At 39.7% G+C, this 19,548-nt stretch carries 16 protein-coding genes; 2 read left to right on the top strand and 14 right to left on the bottom strand.

The features are described 5' to 3' along the window. Positions 1-105: 105 nt before the first annotated feature. The 11 genes from O9334_RS01250 to O9334_RS01200 form a co-directional block, all read right to left on the bottom strand. Positions 106-2,298 (bottom strand): baseplate J/gp47 family protein, encoded by a 2,193-nt coding sequence (locus O9334_RS01250; RefSeq protein ID WP_287998689.1) that lies wholly within the window; start codon positions 2,296-2,298, stop codon positions 106-108. 37 nt (positions 2,299-2,335) lie between these two features. After that, positions 2,336-2,734: a contractile injection system sheath initiator gene (locus O9334_RS01245; RefSeq protein ID WP_287998687.1), complete on the bottom strand. Its 399-nt coding sequence runs from the start codon at positions 2,732-2,734 to the stop codon at positions 2,336-2,338. A gap of 14 nt (positions 2,735-2,748) precedes the next feature. Continuing rightward, a complete protein-coding gene (locus O9334_RS01240; protein ID WP_287998684.1) occupies positions 2,749-3,318 on the bottom strand; it encodes a hypothetical protein in 570 nt (189 codons plus the stop codon). A gap of 34 nt (positions 3,319-3,352) precedes the next feature. Further along, on the bottom strand, positions 3,353-4,204 hold the full coding sequence (locus O9334_RS01235) for a phage baseplate assembly protein V (RefSeq protein ID WP_287998682.1): 852 nt from the start codon (positions 4,202-4,204) through the stop codon (positions 3,353-3,355). Then, entirely contained in the window at positions 4,204-5,187 is a 984-nt protein-coding gene (locus O9334_RS01230) for a hypothetical protein (protein WP_287998681.1), read from the bottom strand. Before O9334_RS01230 ends, O9334_RS01235 begins: the two co-directional genes overlap by 1 nt. 23 nt (positions 5,188-5,210) lie before the next feature. After that, entirely contained in the window at positions 5,211-8,798 is a 3,588-nt protein-coding gene (locus tag O9334_RS01225) for a hypothetical protein (RefSeq protein ID WP_287998678.1), read from the bottom strand. Positions 8,799-9,084: 286 nt separating this feature from the next. After that, positions 9,085-9,669 carry a DNA circularization N-terminal domain-containing protein gene (locus tag O9334_RS01220; RefSeq protein WP_287998675.1) on the bottom strand — a complete coding sequence of 195 codons (585 nt, stop codon included), beginning with the start codon at positions 9,667-9,669 and terminating at the stop codon, positions 9,085-9,087. Positions 9,670-9,671: 2 nt separating this feature from the next. Then, a complete protein-coding gene (locus O9334_RS01215) occupies positions 9,672-10,805 on the bottom strand; it encodes a hypothetical protein (RefSeq protein ID WP_287998673.1) in 1,134 nt (377 codons plus the stop codon). Between the two features lie 141 nt (positions 10,806-10,946). Beyond that, positions 10,947-11,303, bottom strand: coding sequence for a hypothetical protein (locus O9334_RS01210; RefSeq protein WP_147069701.1), 357 nt, complete (start codon positions 11,301-11,303; stop codon positions 10,947-10,949). Between the two features lie 5 nt (positions 11,304-11,308). Beyond that, complete coding sequence (locus O9334_RS01205; protein WP_147069699.1) at positions 11,309-11,818, bottom strand: hypothetical protein; 510 nt, start codon at positions 11,816-11,818, stop codon at positions 11,309-11,311. A 35-nt stretch (positions 11,819-11,853) separates the two neighbouring features. Next, on the bottom strand, positions 11,854-13,233 hold the full coding sequence (locus tag O9334_RS01200; RefSeq protein ID WP_287998668.1) for a phage tail sheath C-terminal domain-containing protein: 1,380 nt from the start codon (positions 13,231-13,233) through the stop codon (positions 11,854-11,856). A 669-nt stretch (positions 13,234-13,902) separates the two neighbouring features. Here O9334_RS01200 and O9334_RS01195 point away from each other — a divergent pair. Next, complete coding sequence (locus O9334_RS01195; RefSeq protein WP_045361603.1) at positions 13,903-15,186, top strand: protein kinase domain-containing protein; 1,284 nt, start codon at positions 13,903-13,905, stop codon at positions 15,184-15,186. 521 nt (positions 15,187-15,707) lie between these two features. Continuing rightward, complete coding sequence (locus O9334_RS01190) at positions 15,708-16,472, top strand: metallophosphoesterase family protein (protein WP_002801964.1); 765 nt, start codon at positions 15,708-15,710, stop codon at positions 16,470-16,472. Here O9334_RS01190 and O9334_RS01185 read toward each other — a convergent pair. The 3 genes from O9334_RS01185 to pgl all read right to left on the bottom strand — a co-directional run bounded on the left by O9334_RS01185 (position 16,391) and on the right by pgl (position 19,226). Further along, the gene (locus O9334_RS01185) at positions 16,391-17,638 is read right to left on the bottom strand and encodes a site-2 protease family protein (RefSeq protein ID WP_287998664.1); all 1,248 of its coding nucleotides are present in this window, start codon (positions 17,636-17,638) and stop codon (positions 16,391-16,393) included. The two genes, O9334_RS01190 and O9334_RS01185, sit on opposite strands and share 82 nt — an antisense overlap. Before the next feature lie 142 nt (positions 17,639-17,780). Further along, positions 17,781-18,407, bottom strand: a complete 627-nt coding sequence (locus O9334_RS01180) for a double zinc ribbon and FHA domain-containing protein (protein ID WP_045361599.1) — start codon at positions 18,405-18,407, stop codon at positions 17,781-17,783. 96 nt (positions 18,408-18,503) lie between these two features. Continuing rightward, entirely contained in the window at positions 18,504-19,226 is a 723-nt protein-coding gene (gene pgl / locus O9334_RS01175; RefSeq protein WP_045361597.1) for a 6-phosphogluconolactonase, read from the bottom strand. Between the last annotated feature and the right edge of the window lie 322 nt (positions 19,227-19,548).

The raw sequence follows: 19,548 nt of genomic DNA, 5'->3' as shown, positions 1-19,548 counted from the left end.
CCATGTAAATCAGTATAGCAGGTATGGCCAGTTACAGCAAGCATTTATATCAGATGACGATAACAATGCGCTAAATTAATTGAAACAGTCCACTGCTTAGTAGAGTTATTTCACCTCTACTGTTGCTGGAGGGTTGATTTCTTTGATTATTTCGACGGAACGAACATGAATCTCTTTATTGTTGTTAATATTTCTTGTTTGAGTGCGGTTATCAGATTTAGAAGTTGCTATTAGGTCAAAATTTTCGATAACGTAAGTAACGCCTCGCAATAAATTTTGTAATTCTGGCGAACTGATTGGTGTAAGAATAGCTTGTTGCAAACTCGCATAAGACAAGTTTTTGCCTTGTTCCGGCTTCGGAAATTCTTGAATGGCTTTAGTAACAGCTTTTTGTATTGGTTCAATAACATCTGTTTGCTTGAAGCCACTAGGAGGAGGATTGGGAATTACCAATTTTAAGCTTAATTTAGTAATATCTACCTTGATACTTTCAATCTCGCTAGTTACACAAAAATTACCAAGTTGCGCTTTTTCCCATTGTTTAACTTCAATTTGCTTTTGACTGATTCTTAATTCTTCTTGATCATTAATCAGAGTAATCAAATCATTGATATTAAGTTTGACTGGCATATCATTAACAACATTTTTCGCCGCTTTTTCTAACCCATCAATATCAACGTTTTCTTCGGGTTTCAGAGTCGCTAAATAATCGTTCAAACTGTCAATAATTTTTTGCTTGATTTTATTTTTCTCCTCATCATTAGTTGTCTTAGGAGGGGTAAATTGAACTGCACCAACGATTTTCAGAATGTTACGATAGATAAACAGATTTTCTTTGTCTAATTCGGCTTTTTCGGCAAAACTCAATTTAATTTCTTCCAGTGTAACTACTGCTAAAGGCGATAAATCTGAAGCTTGTACTTGTAACTTCAAGTCTTTATCTTCAACGGTGATTTGAGCTTGAGCTTCAGCAATTTTATTTTCAATATCTCCTTTTTTCACTGAGTCACCAGATTTTAGACTGTTAAAATATTCCAATAATTTATTTATAATTTCTGGTTCTTGAGAAGATTGAATATCCTGATTGATTTTAAATTGAATTACAATAGGAACTGTTTTCACTTGTGAAGTTACCCAAATCTTACGCAGATAGATTTTTTGCGCTTCCCCAATATCAATTTGCTTTCGAGAATCATTATCAGCATAGCATTGAGTTGGTGTACTGGGAATAGAGCCATTGTCTATTGGGACATAGGTACAAATTTCAAAACGCTCTATATTATAGACATTGGTTACAGAAAGAATTTGGCGAGTCAGTTGAGAAAACAACAAAGGTTGTCCCATTTTTATCTGACTAATATAAGCAATGATGCTTTCTTCAACAGATTTTTCTATTGTCTTGCGCTCCATTTCCGATATTTTTATACCTGGATTAATTTCAATCTTAAATACAGCATCTATAGGAACAGGAATAGCTGATTGTAAACGAACAAATACCCCTGCTGCTCTAACTTTATCAATCTGGTTTTTGAGACTTTGAACTTTAGTTTCATTGCTAAAATCAACGCCATCGACAAATATGTCAACTAAACCATATTTTTTGTCAGGCTCATTAAACCTTTCAATCAGTTTAACTTCTTTAACGCTCGGCTGACTTAAAAGTGCATTTTCTAGAGCAATATTAGAAGCTTTTCCAGAAGAAATCAGGGCAATTTTTGCTCTTTTTCGTAATTCTTCATCGGTTTCTGTTTTCTTTCCAGTAAACTGTATAGGACTTTTATTGATGACTGATTTAATTCCTGTAACCGGGAGAGGCATAATATTAATTGTCTCCTCCTTAGTCACCTGTTCTTCTCCTGGTTCTACAGCTTGAATTTTAACATCAAGAGTTTTTGAATTGGCGGGAAAAATTTGGGATTCAATAGTTGTATAAGCTTTTTTCGGTGATTTTTCACTGTCTTCTGTAGTTACTAAAGTTCCCACAGGAATTTCAATTATGTCGGTTCCTAAATCCCGTTGAAAAGTGACGGTTCCCTCGGCAAAATCTGGTAATCCTCGTTGAATTCCTAGCAAAGCTACCAACATTTCTAATTGTGGACCTTCCGCTGAATCAATAAAGGCTGACAGATAAACTTGATTTAATTGTTCGTAGAGTATCCCAATTTCATAAGCAAAAGATTCATACATGGTGCGAATAACGCTACCTACCTGAAAATCTGTCAAAGTAGGAACTTTTTCTTGGGATTTCTGCACCATGTTGGTGTAGATTTCTTCAAATTTTTTCGGTTCAAAAGTCATAATCTAATTCTCGGTGTTGGTGAAAGGATAATTATGGCTAAAGATTGATGGCTAACTGAATGTTAAGATCCGTAGATTCTCCTACAGGTTGCAAAATAATTGTTGTTAGTAAAACATTGCGTTTGTCTAAGTCGCGAGAAGGTGGTTCAAATCTAATTTCCTTGATTTCAGCAATCCGAGATTCTTGCTCTAAACATTCCCTAATATAAAGTTCTGCAAGCTTACGGGTACGAATATTATTGGGTTCTCCCATTAATAGATAAAGGCGAGATCCATAGGATGGATGTCCTAATTTTGTCAATTCTCCCCGACGAGTAGAAAATCTATTAACAATAGCTTGCGCTAGATTTTTTCGGCCATCAACTCGATTAATATCTTGTTGTTGTCCTAGTTCTCCCGGTGTTAATTGCAGATCAAATGTATTGAGACTGGTCATATTTTAACCCCTAATTATTTATTTAAGCTTTGTTTGATTTCCTGAATTAATTCCTGTTTCATGGCGGAGGAAAGTTTTCCAGTAATTTCCTTTTCTACGGTAAGATTGCCTTTAACCGTCACTGTTTTATTGACAGCAGGACTTAATTCAATGTTACCAGCTAAATCAAAACGAATTGCTGCGCCATTTTCTAGCTTGATTTCTAATCCTTGTTCTAACAGGGTTAAAGAACAACTCGGTTTTTTATCCCTTTTAATGATAACTTTTCCACTAGCGGGGATGAGTTCAATATTACCCTCCTGAGTGACTGAGAGTTTATTATTGTTGTCAGTAATTAAAGAAATTCCCTCCTTTTGATGTAGATTAATAAGAGCATGACCGGATTTATTCCCTTCGTGGGGACAATTCTGATCTGTGCCTATGCACCATTTACCATTATGGGGTTTTTCGATGCGACTAGGCATATCATAGGGACAGATAAAAATCTGAAGAAAAAGCTCTGGTCTTTCTGTCGTTTTGTCAACAATTCCATCAGTTTGACTTGAATATTCATAATCACTATTTGCGCCTTTAATTCTGACCATAATTTAATCCTCTTTGTCAATTTTACTTAGTTAATTATCCTACTTTTGTATTTCTTGCTTTAGCTTGAATTGAGTTAATTTTTTCAGTCGGAATCAGAATCGGACAAGGCGCACCTAAATTTCCCAGATGGGTATGAGTTGTTAACAAGATGTCATCATTATCGGCGATCGCATTGGCAGGAACTCTCCCCCCAACTTGGATACTAGAAGTAGCAGCATCGCCAATTTTTATCCCACCTAAACTTTTCAAAGTCAGATTACTACTTGCTGCATCAATAGTAATTCCTCCACTGGCAATTTCAATTTTACAAGTCCCATTATCAATCGTCAAAGTCGTTCCTTTAAGAACAATATTACACTGTTGAGTTTTTAAGGTCATATCGCCATCATTAAGATTAATTTCGCATTTCTCATTAGTTGTTGTGATTTCTTTATCCTTCACTGTCACAATGCTTTTTTCATCTTTACTGCTAATGGTAATCACACTATCTTTATCAATCTTAATTTGACTACCATTTTCCAGAGGATGTTGTAATAAAAATTCTTGCTCTTGGTTGACAGGTGGCTGATCTTGATCATTGTATAAACGACCAATAATCACGGGAGAATTGAGATCACCCCCAATAAAAGTAACCAAAACCAGGTCATCAACTTTGGGAATATTTACCCATCCTAAATGGGGAGTAGCAAGGGGAACTTTCCTGAGTTCAAAATCAGTTCCGTCTGGTTGCCTTTTATTTTTTAATTTTACTGAACATTGATAATTATCTTGATCATTTTCTGCTGAATGAGGAAAAATTGCCGTAACAATACCAAGTTCAGTAGTGTAGATTTTTTGTGCTTCCTGTTGAGCAACTTTTTTCATTACGCCGACAATTGAATCCATTAGACTTCCTCCCAGTGAATGGTAGTATAAAATCCCTTGTTACGAGATAAATAATGTTCTACTCCCGTAATTTTAAAAGTACCATTAAGCGACGATATTGGCATTTTAGCAATTTCAATGCTGTCGCCTAATTTAGCTTTAGGTTCCCCCACAACTTTAATCACTCCTTTTTGTTTTTTCTGGTATTTTTTTAAGTAAGCTTTAGCAATTTTGTTGGCAATATCTTGAGTTCTAGCAGTAGAATCTTCTAGTTGCAAAGTTGCTGGAGATTTTTTGCCATCACTTCCTTTAACCTCTTTTTTAGTGAGCCAAGATACAGCTTTTTCCCCTTGTCCCTGACTAGCGGGACTTTCCCCATAAACTTCTACCCCAGATTGCAAAGGATGTTCCTCCATCTGTTCCCAAGCAAGAAGATTAATGCCATACTCAAATTTATGTTTTTTTGAGGTTTTATAGGGAGCAAAAACTAATTGGTCTTCAATATTAGCATACAGATCAAAGCCGCATTTCTGAGCTAAGATTTGTAAATTTTCATAAACTGTGTGCTGATTTCCGATAACATAGACAGGAAATTTAATCCCATTGTCAACTTGCTTGACTTCCAACCCCAATCTATTTTGAGCAATATTTTTTACTATATCTCCAGCAAAGGATTTTTCATAGAGCAGGTTAAATTTTGCTTTGGTCAAGCTACTAAAACTACTCATAGCTTCAAGATTTACTTGATCAACTTGCCATTTTATCTGGCTAACTTTACCTTGAAAAACCTGGCTTAATTGAGAATCACTTCCTAATTTAACCGTTATCGATTGATCAAGAGAGAGAGCCAACGAATCAGCAAGACTGAGAGAAATCTGACATAAATTTACAGGAATATTCAATGAAGAACTTACCCGCAAGTTTAAAACCAACGATGAATCATCAACCGTATAAGTGGTAGTACCAATCGTTACTTTATAGTTAACTTGTAGAGGTTGATTCATAAATTTAGTTTAACCTCCTTCTTTTAAACGGGAATAGCTACTAATAAACTTCGGTAAGCATCACTGACATCTTCTAATCCGATACCTAACTCACTTTCTAACCCATATAATCGTTCAATTAAAGCTTTAAAAATACGATCAATTTTCTGGCGTATTTCTTGATAAGCAGCTACTACTTTTTGATATTCATCATTAAGCGCACCTTCTAAAGCTTTAGGAATATCAAGGATGAGTTTGACAATGTTAGCATGAAGTTGATCTAGTTTTTTGACTATTTCGGTGGGATAAATTTCCTTCAATTTTCCTAAGAAGAATGGATAAATTGATTGTAAGCTCAGAATTATTTCTTGAGGATAAGCGGTTTCTAGCAGTAAGCGATTTAAGCGAATAGTTTCTAGTTCACTGCGCTGCGGTTTAGCAATTAAATCTTTAGCTTCTTGGGGAAGATTTTCAGCAACTAATTTGAAGCGTTCAGTTCCATAGAAATTTACATCTGTTAGTAATTTATTGAGAGCATTAAAAAGAGCTTTTTGCGTTCCTGATTGGTTAGGATCAGCATTTTCTAGCAAGGCTTTTTGCGTTTCATTGAGAGTTGTCCAGAAGTAGGCTGAAACTGCATCCAATGGCTCTTTACGCCGTAATTTTGTCAAGAGATGTACCACAGTACCACCTTTAAAATCACTGACATCATAGAAAGAATTTAGAATCAGCAAAGGTCTTAGTTCTTTGAGTTTATCAACAATCTCTTTGTAAATTGTTTCCAGGGAATCAATAATTTTATTTACAGTACCATCAATAGCAGTTTTAACTTTATTGATCGAATCCCGAATAATGTTACCAAAATCAGTGGTTAAATTTTTCAGAATCTTGGCGATGTCTGTAGGAGCAGATTGCAAGCGTTGAATGACTTTCTTGATTTCTTCTAGGATAGTACGGGGTTGAGCGAGAATTTCATCCAAGGTACTAAGAATCCTTTTGAGCGGACCTGTCAACTGAGATTCGATTTCATTGGGAATGACTTTTTTCAAATCAGCAATAATTTGTTCATCACTTCGCGCTGTAGAACTTTTCAGTAAGTTGTCTAACTTTTCTCCGGTTGGATTTGACGAAGGAGTTAGAGCTTTTGTATCAGGATCGTTGGTGACTTTTGCAGTAACTAATCTTTGACGTAGAGCAGTCATACGAGTTAACAAATCTCGATAATCTACCGCAAATTCCGCCGGTGGATTAAAATTATCTAAAAGTGGCTTGCTGCGATTCCATTCAGCCGTAAAATCCTCCGATGCTTTTTGATAGTTGTTCCAAGCTTGGTTTAACTCATTATTGGCGTTACTGATCGCAATGTTGGGATCCGTTGCATAGTTGGTAAGATTAGTACGTAAGCTAGTTAACGCAGCAATCAACTTGCTTTCATCAATGTTATTAACCCGTTCTATAATTTTCGCCTTAATAGTATCTACTTGTTGAATTTGTTCTTGGAGTTTAAGGCTCAAAATTTCTTCTAAAGTTTGCCAAAAACCAGAATTTAACACATTGTCTAATCCTAAACCGCTTAACAATTTTTCCACATCACCGATGGCTTCAATAACTTTATTGATTAGTTGTTCAACTGGTAAGTTATCTAAGATACTTTTCAGTGCATTTAGCTTTTCCGTCAAGAACTGTGTGAGTTTTTCAGGAGAGAGAGAGTCAACAACTGCAAGTAATTTTTCATAAAGTTCTTCTAAACGTTCTAAAAGCTGATTAGGATTCAAAATTTCCAACTTTTCTAGTAAGGTTTCATACAGTTGTTTAACTGTCTCTAAAAGTACAGAAGGTTTATATTTATTCAGTTCCGTCACTAGAGATTGAATATAAGGATCAAGAAAAGTCTTAACTAAGGTTCCGGGAGCAAAAGATTTAACTTGTTCATCAACTTGTTTAATTTCTCCTTGAATTGAATCTACTAAACCAACAACCGGATCTAACAGAGAATCGAAGGCTGCTGTTAATTCTGGATTAACTACCCCAGGAACATCAATTTCTTGGAGAATTTTGACCCCTACTTTTAAGGCGGTTTTTTGTGCAGTTCCCATGGTAGAAACATCTATTTTTTTGAGTTCTGTTTCTAATTTATTGGTTTGAGTAACTGCTAATTGAAAAGCAGGTTCAAGGGAAACTTTCTGTAAAGCAGCCACCACTTGATCGATACCTTGATCAGCTTTATTCAAAGCATCTTTAACCGGTTGACTCTGCAAAACACCTGTTACTTTACCCAGAAGTTTTTTGATTGGTTCTTCCAATTTTTCTGGACTAAGTTCAGTAGTAATTTTTTTATTTACTTCATCTAAAGATTTCTCAATTGTTTGAGTTGTCTCTTTAATTTGTTGCGCTACTGTTTCAATATCTTGTACCGCAGTATTAGCAAATTGATTGATCGCTTGCTTTAAAGGTTTAACAATTTCATCAGATTTTGCTGCTGTTTGTTCAACAAAATCAACTAATTTATCAATCGTATTAGTCAGATAAGCTTGAACCTGATCTAAAGCTTTTCCCGCTTGTTCAATTTTATCGGCGATCGCTTTTAAAATCTTGTTCCCGATTTCGCTGACTTTGGTAATAGCCTGATTAATTAAATCTTGTATTTTTGTAATGAAGGTTTCTAGTTTTTCTGTGACTGTGGTAATCCGTTCTTTTAAACTGTTGACAAAATTTTCTATACCTTGAAACATTTTGGAAAGAGTTTCAATTTGTCCCCCTCCACTATTGGGAAGATTTGTCAAAAGCGTAGAAAACTTATCAATATCAAAAGAGTTAAGATTTTTAACTGCTAAATTAATCTGTTCTCCTTGAGAGTTAACCTCCGATAACCAGCTTTTGATTTGTTGTCTTAAGGGTATAATTTTGGCGCGGCTTAAATTTTTAGGATCGAGAGATTTCAGAAAATTTTGATAATCTTTATAAAGTTGGGTCTGTTGATTAATTTGTAAAGTATAGAGTTGAATCGCTCCATTGGGTAAGATATAATTAAGTTCTTGAATTTGTTCAACAAAAATTTCAGTTAAAGCGTCAGAACTAAGCCTATCTAACCATTCGTCTGGATTAGATAATTTATCAATAAAATTTTTAAAGGCTTTAATAATAGCATCTAAAATTTTACCTGGAAAAGCTTGAGCATTATTGAGAAACTCTTGAAACTCGTCAAAGGGAGTTGATTGATTTTTGGGAATACCAAGTTGACCAAAATTAGCATTACCAGTAATAGATGAAGTTAAATCACTAAGAGAACTATTAACTTGATCTGTGACAGCTAATCCTTTAAAAGTATCTGCGCCGGGGTTAGCTGGGATTGACTGGGTTAAAGTGTCTATACTAATGCTAGAAATATCGCCTAATTTTCCCGTAACCTGTGTTTGAATTTCACCCACGGAAAAAGGTGCTGTAGGAATCTTTATCGGATCGCTAGTAATTGGTTGAGTTACTTGATCAAAGGAGGGAAGAGGGGGAAAAGTTACCACTAAATTAGCCTTAACTAATTCCTGAGACGTGGTAAAAGGGTTTCCCGCTTCCGCAAAAGTTGCTTGTGAATCTACATCAAGGGTTTGGATTTGATCGAGAATTGCTAAACTCATAATTTTTATTTAAAGTAATGGTTAATAATCCGAGCGTCTGACACAAATCGTCACATTTTTTCTGCGCTGACAGTTAGGTGATACAGTGCGAGACTTAGAGCTAATCCCCGATTCTTTGAAAAGTCTTAGGACATCAAGGATTTCAGGGAAAATGGAACTGTTATCAAAACCTATGGTAATCATTATAGCAGGTGTCGGGGGACTGTCAATAAAGTTATAATGGGGAGGGGAGTGTGGAGACTGTGGGAGGAAAATCTCAAAAATCCTAAAGAACACCATATTTTCACTAAAGGTTAAAGAGTGATTTTAAATCACTAAGATTACCATCAAGAGTGCTAGTTGCTTCTTTGATAGGATCGAGAGAAGCTTTCAAGGGTTCTATCGGATTAGTAATTGCTGGAATTGAACCAAATTGTAAAGCATCTGGTAGCATAGCAACGGTCATAAAACTAGCAGCATCTGCTTTAATATTAGCATCAACAGAAGCCACTTGTGCAAATGCTTGACTGGGAGTTGGAGGGACATATTCAGCTAAGGTTAAAGTATAGCTAAATTGCTCGGGATCTGTGGCAGATTGAACAACGGCAAACCTTTCTAAAATTACTTGACTAAAATAGGATTGTCCGATAATTTCAGCAATAAATTCAACGGGTTTTTGCTCTTTATAAATTTTTCTTAATTTCTCTAAATCAGCCAAGTATTTATTGCCATAAAAAATGCCTTTGATTTGTAATCTTACCGAATCTCTACCAAAATTCTGGACTAGGTTTCCCTGTTTTCCTGGAATTTGGTGATAGACAAAGTTATTTTGCTCGATTGTCTCGATTTTATGTACTCGATTCAGTTGAATTCCTGCGATTTCAATTGCCATATTTAACCTCCATAAAATCGTCGGTACTCTTGATTAATTTTTGTTTGTAGAGTTTCTAGAATATAATCTAGATCGATTGCTTGTTGTTCAGTATCTTGAAGGCTAGTGTGTTGATTGAAAGATTGATTTTCAGATTCCTGTTTATTGATTTCTAATTCTGTTTCTTTAATATTAGAAAAGTTACTGTTAATATTATTGATCTGATGATATAATTTTTCTCTAGATGGCTGTAAAACTTGGGATGAAATTGGTAACATCTCAGCAGACTGAGAGATAATATCAGCCGCTGTTGCTGAATCTAAGGGTAAATTGTCTCCTGATATATCCCTAACTAAATCAGTTAATTCTTGCCAGTTTTTCGGTGAGGGATTATTTGACTCAATTTCAGTCTTTTGTCCAGAATTTTGCCAAGGGGTTGTTTCCAAATTGAGATTATCTGAATCTAAGGGTAAATTTCCTCCTGATATATCCCTAACTAAATCGGTTAATTCTTGCCAGTTTTTCGGTGAAGGATTATTTGACTCAATTTCAGTCTTTTGTCCAGAATTTTGCCAAGGGGTTGTTTCCAAATTGAGATTATCTGAATCTACGGGTAAATTTTCTGCTGATATATCCCTAACTAAATTAGTTAATTCTCGCTGGCTTTTCGTTGCGTTATTCTGCGGATAAATATTATTAGCTTGATGATTATCATCAAAACTTATCTGTTTCTTTTGACGAATGTTATATAAATTTTCTTGCTCCTCTTGTAAAGGGGGATAATTTTTGTTCCTTACTCTTGGATTTGGTTGAGGATAATCAGAAGCTGAAGCCAAAGATTGACGAGAAAATGACATAAAAGAAGAAGTATTTACTCCTAAATCAAATTGGGAACTATCCCTTTCAAGAGAAGACATTTTCCCATTTTTAGACCTTAAAGATGGGACAAAATCAGCAGTTAGCCAAGCCTCCCAATCTCTACATAAATCAGTTATTTCCGATAAATCTTCTATAGCAAGGTGCAATCTTGCTATAGGTTGCAGGTCTTTTTCTAAAAGCTCTATACTATTAAGCCAATCGTCAATTAAAGAGTAATTCCATTCTTGAAACTCTTGGCATAATTCTAAACCGAGGCTGACTAGAAAATCATCATTCATGGTTTTTGGTTGAATCCTCAGCGATCATTTGTAAGTATAGAGAAACTTGCGCCATTGTCATTGTTTGTACTTGTTGGGGAGTCCAGCCAAATTCCCTAGCGAGGATATAAGCTGCTTGTACCCAAGGAGACTGACTAACATCTAGGAAAGATTTTTTTTTCCTGTTAAACCACTAATTTCGCGGATATTGTCAATTAAAAAATTGACCAATCCTAAAGGGAGTTGTTTAACTTGTTCCAAGGATAAAGTCGGCTCAACTAAGGATTCTTTAATCATTAAAAGGGGAATTAATCCTGCATCCTGTCGAGAAGCCTTCATTATCAATTGAAATCTCCCAATAGTCAGAGGACGAATCTGGACAATTCGCCTTGACTCCGGGAATTTATCGGCTGAAGTATCCAGTTCGCCTGGATGCAAAATACTGACTGGGATAGCAATATCAAAAGTAACAGAAGCACCCGCTAACAGGTCTTCTGGAGTCAGAGAAATTTCAGCCATAATTGTTAGCCTGCGGTTTCTTCGCTGCTGATCCGTAAAGCGCGGAAAGTAACCCCTTCCATAATAAAATCATCTTCTGGCAAACTGAAACTCCACTTCTCAAACTTGACCCCAAATAGTACGAGTTTGCTGCTGTTACTGGGGAGTGCGGGATTTTTCAAGTTGATGACGATGTTGAAAGTTGGCTGGGGAATCGGATCTGCTGGCGGTGGACTTTTTGCCGCATCACCTAACAATAACCGCAAGAGTGCGCCGTTAATGTGAGCGCGTTCAGCAAAGCCTGAAACATCAACATTACCTGGACGAAGTTCAGTAGGAAAGCGCTTACCAATTTCGTGATAGGGTCTGATCTCATTGTGGACGTTCACCTGTACATTTCGCAGTCGTCCCACAACATTAGAAAACTCATACTCACTAATCAGTCCATCCGCCAGTTTGCCTTCTTCGGTGGCTTTGTCATCCACAGCTAAGACTAGGGTAGCATCAGACCCTCGAAAAACGTTGTTATTGGCCATAGTTTTCCTCCTCTGGGAAGTAATTGATGGGTGGGTTAACCGAGATACATGGTTACTTTGATGAAGTCAATACTAAAGGTCGGTCGCAGAGTCATGGTCACGATCGCTTCTCCGGCAATTTCCTGAACTCGGTTAGCGGTGACGGCTAACTCATAGCTAATCAGAGCTTCATTCTGGACCATGCGCGTCAAGAAGGCATCAAGAGTGGCTTTCATCGCTCCCCGTACCCGTTCGTTATTCAACTTGCCAATGTAGGGATCGCAGGCGGAGCGCACCCCGTAAATGGCAAAGTCAACAATCCGCCGAGTGGTAATCTGATGCCAAGCCGAGTTTTTGGCGGTGGTAATGCCTTTGACCACCCGAAAACCCTCCCGTTTCTCGATCGCCAGCACTCGGTTGCCGACGAGCTTTTCCAGCTGGGAGGTGGAAAACTCTTTGGAGAGGCCAGGAATTGTCAAAGGTTTGTTAGTCGGACTAGCCTGCACCGGCAGAGATGCCAGTAGGCCCGCGACTGCTGCTGCTGTGTAAGCGCCTGAGAGTTTGACCTGGGGGGAGATTTGTAGTCCTGGAGCGACCAAAATCAGGCGATCGCTATCCGGGATGTCTTTGGCGATCGCGTTGACATCATCAGAGGTTCCGCTACCAATAATGCCGATCCGTTCTCGCTTGATTGTTGCGGTTGTGTTCAAGTGACCCTGCAGTGCTGTCACCATTTCGGAGTTGCTGACATCCTGTCCGGCCAGCAAAACCAAGTTTATTAGTTCATTCTCCAGTTGTGCCAGACTATTTTTATATTCCTCGGCACTAGCCGGTTCTCCATCGGAGCCTGGGGTAAATTTCTCACCACTTTCGCCGGTGTTTTTCGGTAAAGCCTCGGAGGAAGAGTCTTTAGCTAGAGTGGCAGTCACTAAAGTAGAACCTTTAGTCTGGTTATTGACTTGTTGTTCCAGGTCGCCGGACTTAGAAATGGTATAGGTTTCTTTAGTATTTTGATAGGTTAGCTCGACTTTCTTGCTCTTAGCAGGCGAGTCGGCATCAGTGATTTTGATCTTGATGTCATTACCCCAGTTTCCTGGAGTTTTTGCCTCTAGTGTCACCAGATCTTTCTCAGAGCTATCTTTGATTTTGTAGGTAGCTTTGGCGGCTTTAGCAGCTGTACGAACTGCATACACAGTCTTACCGCCATTGTTGTAAATCTGCTCTAGTGCTTGAATTAAGGTTAGTTGGCGAGCGGGATCGATTTCCCCGAAAATTGCTTTAGCTTCAGAAAAACTGCCAAGAATTTGTACCTCATCCACTGGTCCTTTGGCTGCGGTTCCAACAATTCCGATATTTCCTGAAACAACCTGACCAGCACTAATCAGTCCTTCATCTCGTACTGTTATGTAAGTACCCGGTAAGATGGCCTCAACCATGAGAGGTTCCTCCTATTTTGGGAAAATTTTAGGTTTATCCTAGCCACCTGGTTTACTCTCGTCGTCACCCTTGGGAGTCGTGCCAAGCAGAGAATAAACTCACAAGCGAGCCGATTTAATTTTAGTCCGACATTCCGCAGACCTTCATATACTTTTATATATTTTTACATTCCCCAAGATGTGATGTTTTGACGAAAAACCTTCATTGTAGAAACTACTATTGAGAACATTTTCAATAATTGATTTTTTCTGAGAAAAAAATTACAATTCTTCACCTTGATAAAAATCAATCATTGTAGCTATAGTCCCTACTGGCAATGGGTTTTAAGCAATATATTAGTAAAAATTATCAATGGAATGTTAAGAAGTGCGGAAAGGCCTCTCGGCTTCTCCCAACCAACAACTCTTACCCCTGACTGCTGGTTGTGACTTAGTTTAACTCTTTGAGCCGAAAAAATATTTGGTATTTGATTATTTCTTCTCAATATCTGATTGGTTGAGTATTTTTTTTGCTTATTCTGATTCTTTTTCTTGGAAAAGACCTGGAGTTTTTTATGCTTCAAACTGAAGTGGGGAATATGGGTTAAAATATTAAAAGGATGCTAAAGATGGGGACTAGAGTTTCCAGATTGAGCTATCCTAGAGATACTACTTACGCTATCCTCGCCCATGCTCGATCGAGTTCTCCATAGTCGTTATCAAGTCCAACAGTTGCTGGGAAAAAAAACTATCTTAGCTAGGGACAGACACACCACCCAGTTAGTGATCATTAAACTTATTCCTGTTCCTAGTGGGCAAGGGAGTCAGTTTATCGGAGAAATAACCAGTAAAATCGCCCTGTTGCGACAACTCTCTCACCCATCTCTCCCCAAATACCTCGATAGCTTTGAGATAGATTCATCCCCAGAACAAATCATCGCTATTGTCCGACCTTATTTATCGGCGCAGCCTTTAGAAAACTATCTTAACTCCAGTTGTTTGTTAGCAGAACAAGATCTCAAACAAATTGCCAAATATCTCTTGGAGATTCTCTCCTATCTCCATCAGCAGGATGTCCCCCTTAACCACGGCAATATCAAACTTAGTAATATCCTCTTTGATACTCAGTCTAATCGTTTTTATCTAGTTGATTTTGCCTTTGATTCTGATTCTCCCATCACGGACTTACAGGATCTAGGCAAAACTTTGATCAGTTTAGCCACCGGGATTAAGCATCGTTACATACCAGAAAATTTTGAACAAAAAACTAATCTAAGTGCTTTTTTCATCTATTGGTTAAAAAGATTATCAAACTCCCATTCAGTCTATAATTTTCGCTCAGTAACCGAAGCTTTAGCCAGTTTATATAGTTGTCAATTGATCTTAGTATCTATTGGCAATCTGACCAAACCCTACGGCAGCGAAGTTACTGTTTATAAAAAAGATAATCTCCTGGAAATAAAAATCGCTAGTAAAACCAAACAAAAGTTTTTCAACAATCTCAAAACCCAGTTAAGACAGTTTTTACCATCCCTATTCTTTACGATTATCCTCTTAACCATAGTCGCTATTTACGATCTCAAACTGGTCGCTTTTTTAATCCCAATTATCCTAATTTTTCTGCTCAATTTAATCTCCGCTAGTTTATCTTGGCAGTTGTTCAAATCTTTTGGGCAGGGAGAACTAGAGTTAAAAATTACCACCAAAAAAGTTTCTCTTTACCAAAAACTCTGGGGGCTGAAATTTAAACTAACTGCCGATGCCGCTAGTTCCGAAATTTATAGTCTCATTCGTCGCAATGTCACTGTCACTATGCAGGGAGAAAATCTTACTATTGTTCCTCCTTGTCTGGCCCTGATTGCCAGCCATCAAGAATATATTATCACTGCCAGTGAAGATGTTAGCGAAGCGGAATTAGATTGGTTGGCACAACAATTAAGCGATTGGCTACGTTTACCGATTACGAGAATTTGACTTCTCCCCCGCATAAATGACGGGGGATTCTAAGCGGATGCTAGGCAACGGGATAAATCGACGTTGCCTATAAGTGCAATCGGACGGGGCTTTTAAAGGGGCGAAGTAATTCGCCCTAGGGTTCCCCTCAGCAAAAAAGTCTAAAAGTTTTATCCAACAAGGTTTTTAGATTTATTCAGCCAGCCCTACTTAAAGCATTGACTAGGCTCGCTCAAAAGTCCTATAATGTCAGGGTCTAGGTTGCCAATCTAGTAACTGAGCAATGACAAAAGAACAGGGTCGCCTACAGGTCGATAACCAACAGGGCAGGCAAATCTAAGCACCGAAAGCTCTTGTTTTAGGCTTGGAAAGATAAGCTAAGACCCATTCTAACCGCCTATCCTTAGATCGGCTGAATCTCCCCCGCCCCCCCCAACTCCCCCGACATCGGGGAGGTTGCCTGTTGCCTCTTGCCTCATCTGTTGGTTTGTGTTAGCAAAAAAGTATCGGTGAGTATTACCAACATAGCAGACAAAATCCTCATGCGAACCTTAGCGATCGGCGATATTCATGGTTGCTCGAAAGCTCTAGATCACTTGCTAGAGATCGTCAATCCCAAACCGCAAGATACTTTAATCACCCTCGGTGATTACGTTAATAAGGGCAGAGACTCGAAAGGGGTGATCGATCGCCTGATTTCCCTACACAAACAGGGAAATTTGATTCCCCTCAAGGGTAATCACGAGATTATCATGCTGCAAGCCCGTAACAACCCCCTCAAACAGCGTCTCTGGTTAGAAAAAGGCGGTAAAGCTACTCTAAAATCCTATAGCGAAGGCCAACTGATTAAAATTCCCGAATCTCACTGGGATTTTTTGGGAAAAGTCTGTATAAATAGCTACGAAACTGCAAATCATTTATTTGTTCACGCTGGTCTCGATCCCAATCTACCCCTAGCCAGACAACCAGAATACAAACTCTTTTGGGAGAAATTTCAATATCCCGCCGCCCATAGTTCGGGAAAAACCATGATTTGCGGCCATACCAGCCAAAAAAGCGGGAAACCGATTAATCTCGGCCATGCCATTTGTATTGATACTTGGGCCTACGGCCAAGGCTGGTTAAGTTGTTTAGATGTGGAAACGGGGAAATTGTGGCAGACTAACCAGCGAGGAAATTTTCGGATTAGCCATATTCAAGATTATTACCGTCCATCCTCTCTAGGTCAGGACATTAAGGACGGTTCGCCGATTTTTGGCGGTTCGCTTTTGTCGAGAGCGGCAGCAATGACATTTAAGGGCAAATAACTGGGGTAAACTCCCTCGCGAGCGCGTTCAATATCCGTTTCCTCTAGGGGAATTTGGTATTTAATCGCAATTGCCTTGAGGATATCGCCGCGATCGATCACTCCGGCTACGGCGGAGGCTGGTGTTAACACCGTGATCATGCGGTCCGGGATGGTTTCCAATTTTTGCACCACCGTCACTAAGGGGGTTTTTTCCTCAACACTGGGAATTTCCGCGAGGGGATGGGCAATATCAAGCAGTTGTTTTTCTGACCAGAAACTCCGCTCGATCGCCTGTAAATCTTCCACCCGAATTAATCCCCGATAACGCCCCTCGGAAGCGGCAAAATAAGCAGTATTGGCGGCTGCTCGGTCTAAAACGTATTCTTGGGCGAATTCCTGTAGGGTTTGATGGGCGTTTAAAACCCGCAAATTTCTGCTCATCACCTCTCCCGCTGTAAAATTGAGGAGACTTTCCTGTAAATTAGTCAAATTATCGTAGGCGCTGGCATTTCTGAGGATAAACCAGCCCATTAATCCTAACCAGGCACCCCCCACGTCTGCCGTCAAGAGAACCAAGAAAATCCCCAAAATAATCCCCAACCAACCGATGAATTGACCACTGATCGCAGCCCAATGTAAACCCTTCCAGCGATCGCCAGTCGCTTGCCAGACCATTGCTTTTAAAATTTGACCCCCATCGAGGGGTAAACCGGGGATAAGATTAAATAGAGCCAAAAACAGGTTAATTATCGCTAAATGCCCGCATATATAGGTTAAATTGGCGTTTAAATAGGGTAAGTGACTGGCTAGGGATAAGAGACAAAACAGGAGAAAACTAACGAGGGGTCCAGCGATCGCTACTTGCAGGGCCTCTGGAGGGGTCCGAGATTCTCGCTCGATCGAGGCCATACCCCCAAAAAGAAACAGGGTAATGGAATTGACCTCGATGCCTTGGCAACGGGCCATGAAACTATGACCTAATTCGTGGAGTAAAACCGAGATAAACAGCAATAAAGCCATGATTAAACCAAGTAACCACGCTAAACCGAAACTCTGGGCGGCCAGAGACTGAATTTCTGCATCGGTGGCATTGATCAGGGTGACAAAAGCCAGAATCAAAAACCACGAGGAATCAATATAGAGAGGAATGCCCAATAAAGAGCCGAGTCGCCAATTTGTACGCATATTGACCAAGTAAAAAGTGAGAAGTAAAAAAGAAGATGGATAGTGATCAAGGGAAAATTAAAAAGGAAAAAAGCGGACTTTGGAGTGAAAAACTGTCAACCTTCTCGGGGTCTCAACCAGGAAATTAATTTTGCCAGACTACTTAAGACATTTGGAAAATAAAAGTCATTTTGTCGCCTTTACCGAGGGAAATGCGATCGCCAGCCCGGAGACGATGACGATTGCCGGGGGGTAGGGGAGTGTGATTAACGTAGGTTCCGTTAGCGCTGCCCGTGTCTTCAAGGTAATAGATGCCCCCTTCGACGCGGATATCGGCATGAACCCGGGAGACGATATCAGAATCGGGAAAACCGGAAACATCGATATCGGGGGGAATGCGATCGTTAGGTTTGCCGATATGAATTACCGATAGATGTAGGGGTAATTCAATTTTGCTATCGGTTTGCAGGTGCTGCAAACTAGCTATTTCCGTCTGTAAGCGGGTGGCAGCCGGAACCGGTGGGGGGGCAACAGGAGGAGGTGCGATCGAGGCGACGGTGGCTGTAGGGACTGGTGGGACGGGTTCAGGTTCCGATTCGGCCTCGGCCGTAACCAGGGGAACGGAATTAGGCTGTAAATTGTAGCCACACTGACCGCAAAAGGTGGCATCAGTTTGGATGGTTGCCCCACAACTAGGACAGGAAGACATCCGCGGTAAGGGGGTATAACAGGCCTCACATTGACTGGCCTCATCGGGGTTAGTATGTTCGCAATTAGGACAAACGATCATTTTTCAGGAAAAAGTGAAAAGTAAAAAAGCAGATTAGGGTTTTAGGGTTTTAGTTGAAATTCCCCCATTCCCCCTATTCGTCCATTCCCCTATTCTCTAGACAAACGAGGAACCAGCGGCGGCATCGAGTAACCAGTATAATTCCCCTGCCGGGGGGTGGATGAGACGGGAAGGATAGGAGAAAGAATCACCATAGGCAGAGAAAATCTCATGTAAAGCGGGGCGTTTACTTTCGCCGGCAGCGATAAAGATCACACAACGGGCCCGATTGATCAGGGGAACGGTAAAAGTTAAGCGGGGATTGCCGTCTTTCTCGCCGACGGTAATACAGCGATCGCTGACCGTTAAAGCCGCCGTGTGGGGAAAGAGAGAGGCGGTGTGACCATCATCGCCCATTCCCAATAAAATCAAATCAAAAACGGGAAAATCGGGAGAATTGACCCCAAACCATTGGCGGAGATGATCATCGTATTTTTGGGCGGCCAGGTAGGGATCGGGGTCATCCGTGGGAACATGATGAATATTAGCGGCCGGGATCGCTATGCGATCGAGCCATGCTAACCGGGCCATGCGTTGATTACTGTCAGGATGATCGGGACTAACGTAGCGTTCATCTCCCCAGAAAACGTGAATTTTTGACCAGTCGAGGGGTTGAGAGGATAAAGCCTCGTAGAGAGGTTTCGGGGTACTACCGCCGGACAGAGCGATGGTAAAATAGTCCTGTTGGTCGAGGCTGGTTGTGATTTTTTCCAGAACTAGAGCCAGAGATTTTGCGATCAGAGCTTGTTTATCGGCTAAAACTTCCACCAATTTCTGCATGGGTTTTGTTATCAACTCAGGGGGGCTGTCTTTACTATAGGCTAACCATTGAGGACTCGTCTGAGAGCTTGGGAAAATTTTATTCTTTGACAGCCTCTGTCTTAGGTAAGAGAGCCGGGGGAAAACCTCGTCTGAGAGCTTGGGAAAATTTTATTCTTTGACAGGGATAAGTTTAGCGATACCATATTGAGGTAATATTTTTAGAGTCGATTCTCGAAAGGGGTTGACAAGCAGAACGATTTTAATATAGGGTTTAGCGGGGGGGCTGAGCGAAAGTTAATTAGAAATTGCAGTTTGTCAGAGTGCCTCTCGGCAAAATCCT

It is taken from the genome of Microcystis sp. LE19-8.1F (genome assembly GCF_027531715.1).
Taxonomy (GTDB): Bacteria; Cyanobacteriota; Cyanobacteriia; order Cyanobacteriales; family Microcystaceae; genus Microcystis; species Microcystis wesenbergii_A.
The sequence above is the reverse complement of the archived record's forward strand: the minus strand, read 5'-3'. Positions and strand labels throughout refer to the sequence as shown.

Bases quoted from the DNA above. Each gene is read 5' to 3' on its own strand.
- O9334_RS01200 (WP_287998668.1), bottom strand. From the start codon at position 13,233: ATGGTTGAGGCCATCTTACCGGGTACTTACATAACAGTACGAGATGAA.
- O9334_RS01240 (WP_287998684.1), bottom strand. From the start codon at position 3,318: ATGGTCAGAATTAAAGGCGCAAATAGTGATTATGAATATTCAAGTCAA.
- O9334_RS01230 (WP_287998681.1), bottom strand. From the start codon at position 5,187: ATGAATCAACCTCTACAAGTTAACTATAAAGTAACGATTGGTACTACC.
- O9334_RS01190 (WP_002801964.1), top strand. From the start codon at position 15,708: ATGCGAACCTTAGCGATCGGCGATATTCATGGTTGCTCGAAAGCTCTA.
- O9334_RS01205 (WP_147069699.1), bottom strand. From the start codon at position 11,818: ATGGCCAATAACAACGTTTTTCGAGGGTCTGATGCTACCCTAGTCTTA.
- O9334_RS01185 (WP_287998664.1), bottom strand. From the start codon at position 17,638: ATGCGTACAAATTGGCGACTCGGCTCTTTATTGGGCATTCCTCTCTAT.
- O9334_RS01220 (WP_287998675.1), bottom strand. From the start codon at position 9,669: ATGGCAATTGAAATCGCAGGAATTCAACTGAATCGAGTACATAAAATC.
- O9334_RS01180 (WP_045361599.1), bottom strand. From the start codon at position 18,407: ATGATCGTTTGTCCTAATTGCGAACATACTAACCCCGATGAGGCCAGT.
- O9334_RS01215 (WP_287998673.1), bottom strand. From the start codon at position 10,805: ATGAATGATGATTTTCTAGTCAGCCTCGGTTTAGAATTATGCCAAGAG.
- O9334_RS01195 (WP_045361603.1), top strand. From the start codon at position 13,903: ATGCTCGATCGAGTTCTCCATAGTCGTTATCAAGTCCAACAGTTGCTG.
- O9334_RS01250 (WP_287998689.1), bottom strand. From the start codon at position 2,298: ATGACTTTTGAACCGAAAAAATTTGAAGAAATCTACACCAACATGGTG.
- pgl (WP_045361597.1), bottom strand. From the start codon at position 19,226: ATGCAGAAATTGGTGGAAGTTTTAGCCGATAAACAAGCTCTGATCGCA.
- O9334_RS01225 (WP_287998678.1), bottom strand. From the start codon at position 8,798: ATGAGTTTAGCAATTCTCGATCAAATCCAAACCCTTGATGTAGATTCA.
- O9334_RS01235 (WP_287998682.1), bottom strand. From the start codon at position 4,204: ATGGATTCAATTGTCGGCGTAATGAAAAAAGTTGCTCAACAGGAAGCA.
- O9334_RS01210 (WP_147069701.1), bottom strand. From the start codon at position 11,303: ATGGCTGAAATTTCTCTGACTCCAGAAGACCTGTTAGCGGGTGCTTCT.
- O9334_RS01245 (WP_287998687.1), bottom strand. From the start codon at position 2,734: ATGACCAGTCTCAATACATTTGATCTGCAATTAACACCGGGAGAACTA.